Genomic DNA, 3,940 nt, shown 5'->3' with positions numbered 1-3,940 from the left:
GCTGCTGGCGGCGTTGCGCCGCATCCGCGACGAGGTCGACGCGCTCGGCCTGGTGATCGCGCACAGCGGCACGGTGATCGGCGTGCTCATCGCCGACAACGACCCGGCCCGGGAGGACAAGGTGCGGTTCGTGGTGGAGGAGTGCCGGGCGTTGTCCGGCGCGGTGTCGGTGCACACCTCGCTGTGCGTCCAGGCGACGTGCGCGCCGCAGAGGGTGGGTGCCTGATGGAGGTCGTCATCCCGGCGCGGTTCAACGGGCCGCCGAACTCCGGTCAGGGCGGGTACGTGTGCGGCCTGCTCGCCGGCCTCGCCCCGCCCGCCGCCGGGTACGCCGTGGTCACGTTGCTCGCGCCACCGCCGCTCGACACGCCGATGCGCCTGGAGCCCCGCCCGCGCCGGTCGCACCTGTGGCTGGGCAACTACCTGCGTGCCGGCGAGAAGCTCCAGCCGGAGGTGCTGCTGGTCGACCGCGCCTACATGCTCGACCTGACGGCGCCGGAGATGACCGTCCTCGTGGGCGGCCTGCGCTCCCTGGAGGTCAACCACGGCGGCAGCCGGCACGGTGTCCTCACCGACCGGCCCGGTGTGCTCACCAACGACTTCTTCGCCAACCTGCTGTCGCCGGGCACCCGGTGGAAGGCGGCGGAGTCCGAGGAGCACGTGTACGAGATCCGCGACTCGGCCACCGACGAGCTGAAGTGGACCGCCACCGCGGTCGACCTCGTGTTCGGCTCGAACTCGCAGCTGCGTGCCCTCGCGGAGGTCTACGCGAGCGAGGACGCCCGCGAGAAGTTCGTGCGGGACTTCGTCGCGGCCTGGACCAAGGTCATGGAACTCGACCGGTTCGACCTCGTCTGATCCGCTCCACCCGCGAGCCCGGCCGGTCCTCGGTGATCGGCCGGGCTCGCGTTCGTCGGGGCTGGGACTCGTGATCACCGCCGGGATGGCCGTTGTGCTAGCTTCCGGTGAATGCGCGGAAACCCACTGCACCGGCGTGCGACGATCGCGTTGACGGCCCTGGTCCAGGTGGTGGCGTTGTCCCTCGCCGCCCCGGCCGCGATCGCCCGGGCGGACACCGCGACCGCTGCGGACCCGGCCCGCAGGGGCCACGAGTGCGCGACCCCGTCCATCGACCGGTACCAGCAGTGGCTCGCCTCCGGCGAGGGCGCCACCGTGCCGGCCACCGGCAGCCTGCTCGTCCGCGAGCGCCACGGGTACGCCGCCAAGGTGACGTTCGTCGGAGCCGAGTGGCACGTGGCCGTCGTCTGGCTCGGCAACCGGTTCGAGGCGCAGGCCGACCTCTCCGACTCGTCCGGCTTCTGGTTGACGTACCGCGCCACCGACGACCTCTACGTGCAGCTGCGCCCCGCGTCGCACTGGAGCGGCGGCGACAAGTGGCTCACCCTCGTGCCGTCCACGGGCGGGAAGCTGGTCCGCAGGTTCTTCAGCTTCAGCCCCGACCGGTGGACGTGGCTGCCCGAGCTGGGCCGGCCGGCGCACTCGTTCGACTCGGCGCTCACCGAGGCCCGCGGCCTGGTCTTCGTGGGCAAGACCCCGAACGACCTGGACTTCCGCGGCCTGCGCATCAACGGCTACCGCCCGCCGTGCCTCTGATACGCCCGGCCCGGGTGAATGCGTTGCCCGGTCACGGCTCCACGGAGGAACGCGATCCCTGGACGCCGGCCCGGCCCCGTTGGGGAGTCGGGCGCGTCATGGAGAACGGCGGGGTGCCCGTGCGGGCCCACTCGGCCAGGGCCGGGCGGTCGACGAGGAGGATTCCCACGCCCGCCGCCACCTTGCGCGCGTCGGCGGTGAACCCCGCGGTCGTCACGAGCAACGAGACGTCCGCCTTGTGGTAGAGCCGGTCGGTGCCCGCGAACAGCTGCACGGCCTTGGTGCCGACGTTGTTGCTGTAGCGCTTGCACTGCACCACGACCCGACGGCCGTCCGGCGCCTTGGCCACGACGTCCGCGCCCGCGTCACCCGCCCCACCCACCACCCGCACGTCGACGCACCCCGAGCGGCGCAGCAGCCGGGCCGTCCACTGCTCGAACTCCGCACCGCTCATGCCGTCGGTGCCCCCGATGGCGAGATCCCGTTCGGCTTGGAGCAGCGACCGGTGGTGACGGGCGCGCAGCCACACCGCGAACGCGACGACCGTCGTCCCCACCAGCACCGAAGCCACCCACACCGACAGCACCGGGTGCGCCTCGACGAACCGCCACAGCAGGAAGACCGCTGCTCCGCCGAGGAGCAGGGACCACTGGATCCTCTTCTCGACCCTCTTCCTCCTGCGGTTGCCCCTGCCACGACTTCTCCTGCGACTGCGAGCGCGCGCGGCCATCCCTCCCCCTCACCGCCATCCAGCGTGCCCACGGCCGTCACGGCGGCACAGGGCTCAACGGGTGAACCGGTGCGACAACCGTCCGGCACCCGGGCATCCGCGCCATGCTGGTGCGATGTGGGGGGACAGCGCGGAGACGTTGGGTGCCGTGGCGCACCCCGGTGGCTTGCTGGTGCGACGGGCGGAGCTGACGGTCGGCGTCGTGCAGGCGACCTCCCGGTCGACCGGACTGGAGTTGGACCTGCTCGCCCGCCTGCCGCTGGACCGGCGCAGTGCGATCGAGCGGCAGCGCGACATCCGTCGCGCGGCACCCGTCGCGCCCCGGCGGCGGCTGCCCGCTTTCGACGAGGGGATGGACCTCCGGCTCGGCAGGGTCGACGACACCGGCCGCGCGCACTGGGAGCACCCGGCCTTCCACTCCAGCAGCAGCGGTGACCACTTCGAGGGTCGCTCCGGGCCCGTGCACGACTTCACCTACCGGCTCCCGCCCCTGTTCGACGAGGTGACGCTGGTGCTCGCGTGGCCGGAGATCGGCTTCCCGGAAACGCTGGTCACGGTCGCGCTGCCAGATCGCGCCACCGTCGACCGGGCCACCAGGTCGATCTGGGACGCGCCCGTCACCGCCGTCGCACCGGCCGAGGACTACGAGCACCACGTCACGACCGCGCACCACGAGGTCGACGTCGAGAGCGGCACCAGCGCCGCGCCCCCACAAGTCCTGCACCGCAACGACCACGCGGTGGTGGTGCTCACCCGCTTGACCGCCGTCGACCACGCGACGCTGTCCGTCGGCCTGACGAGCTCCGCGCGCGGCGACGTCGCGGACACCATCGGGAACGCCATGTCCGCGAGGCTCGGCATCCCGCCCGCGGAGGGCGACCGGACGGACCTCATCCGGTCGGCCTCCCACGTCCCCGCCATCGCGGTGGTCACGGACGGCAAGGCGTTCTGGACCCCCGAGTACCGGAGTTCGTTCACCGGGGGGAACCACGGGTACTCCGGCAGGCAGGACTTCATCGTGCCGCGCCCGCACGACGACGTCCTGGACCTGCTCGTCACCTGGCCGCCGGCGGGCCTCCCCGAAGCCCACGCCCGCATCCAGCTAGACCACCCCTGACCCCCGGGGTCCGGTCGCGCCGGTCCTCGGCGGCGGGCGGCGTCACCCGCCGGTCACACCCGGCACCGCTCACCGGCCGACTCCGGGCGCGAAGGGGATACCGGCGGGCTCGGCGGTATCCCGTTGCGCGGTCGGGTGGTGCCACAGCCCGCGGGCGCGCAACAGGGGCAGCACGCCTTCCCCGAACCAGTAGGCCTCCTCCAGGTGCGGGTGCCCCGACAGCACGAACTCGTCGATGCCCAGCGCGTGGTACTCCGCTATCCGCTCGGCCACCTCGACGTGGCTGCCCACCAGCGCCGTGCCCGCCCCGCCGCGGACCAGCCCGACCCCCGCCCACAGGTTGGGCGACACCTCCAGCCCGTCCGTGCGCCCGCCGTGCAGGTCGCGCATCCGCTGCTGACCGACCGACCCGCTGCGCGCCAACCCCTCCTGGACCGACGCGATGACCCGCGGGTCGAGCGCGGACAGCAGCCGTTCGG

Annotated in this window: 4 protein-coding genes and 2 pseudogenes; 4 read left to right on the top strand and 2 right to left on the bottom strand. The window is 73.0% G+C overall.

Annotation, left to right across the window (positions count from 1 at the left end):
• The 3 genes and pseudogenes from AB0G02_RS30875 to AB0G02_RS30865 form a co-directional block, all read left to right on the top strand.
• Nucleotides 1-226: pseudogene (locus AB0G02_RS30875) on the top strand (kinase); the annotation flags it as partial.
• A 191-nt stretch (nt 227-417) separates the two neighbouring features.
• Nucleotides 418-858: pseudogene (locus AB0G02_RS30870) on the top strand (peroxidase family protein); the annotation flags it as partial.
• Nucleotides 859-969: 111 nt separating this feature from the next.
• Nucleotides 970-1,614 (top strand): hypothetical protein, encoded by a 645-nt coding sequence (locus AB0G02_RS30865; RefSeq protein ID WP_360800995.1) that lies wholly within the window; start codon nt 970-972, stop codon nt 1,612-1,614.
• A gap of 31 nt (nt 1,615-1,645) precedes the next feature.
• Here the strand turns inward: AB0G02_RS30865 and AB0G02_RS30860 are convergent, their stop codons facing one another.
• Entirely contained in the window at nt 1,646-2,344 is a 699-nt protein-coding gene (locus AB0G02_RS30860; protein ID WP_360800992.1) for a restriction endonuclease, read from the bottom strand.
• Between the two features lie 115 nt (nt 2,345-2,459).
• Between AB0G02_RS30860 and AB0G02_RS30855 the strand changes: the two genes are divergently transcribed.
• A complete protein-coding gene (locus tag AB0G02_RS30855; protein WP_360800989.1) occupies nt 2,460-3,461 on the top strand; it encodes a hypothetical protein in 1,002 nt (333 codons plus the stop codon).
• 69 nt (nt 3,462-3,530) lie between these two features.
• On the opposite strand, the gene AB0G02_RS30850 is transcribed toward AB0G02_RS30855, so the two are convergent.
• The coding region (locus tag AB0G02_RS30850; RefSeq protein ID WP_360800986.1) for an LLM class flavin-dependent oxidoreductase at nt 3,531-3,940 on the bottom strand (410 nt) is incomplete at its 5' end.

The sequence above is a fragment of the Actinosynnema sp. NPDC023658 genome (genome assembly GCF_040639995.1).
In the GTDB taxonomy this organism is placed as follows: Bacteria; Actinomycetota; Actinomycetes; order Mycobacteriales; family Pseudonocardiaceae; genus Actinosynnema.
Note: the sequence above shows the minus strand (reverse complement) of the source record. Positions and strands in the feature narration are given on the sequence as shown.

Bases quoted from the DNA above. Each gene is read 5' to 3' on its own strand.
- AB0G02_RS30865 (WP_360800995.1), top strand. From the start codon at position 970: ATGCGCGGAAACCCACTGCACCGGCGTGCGACGATCGCGTTGACGGCC.
- AB0G02_RS30860 (WP_360800992.1), bottom strand. From the start codon at position 2,344: ATGGCCGCGCGCGCTCGCAGTCGCAGGAGAAGTCGTGGCAGGGGCAAC.
- AB0G02_RS30855 (WP_360800989.1), top strand. From the start codon at position 2,460: ATGTGGGGGGACAGCGCGGAGACGTTGGGTGCCGTGGCGCACCCCGGT.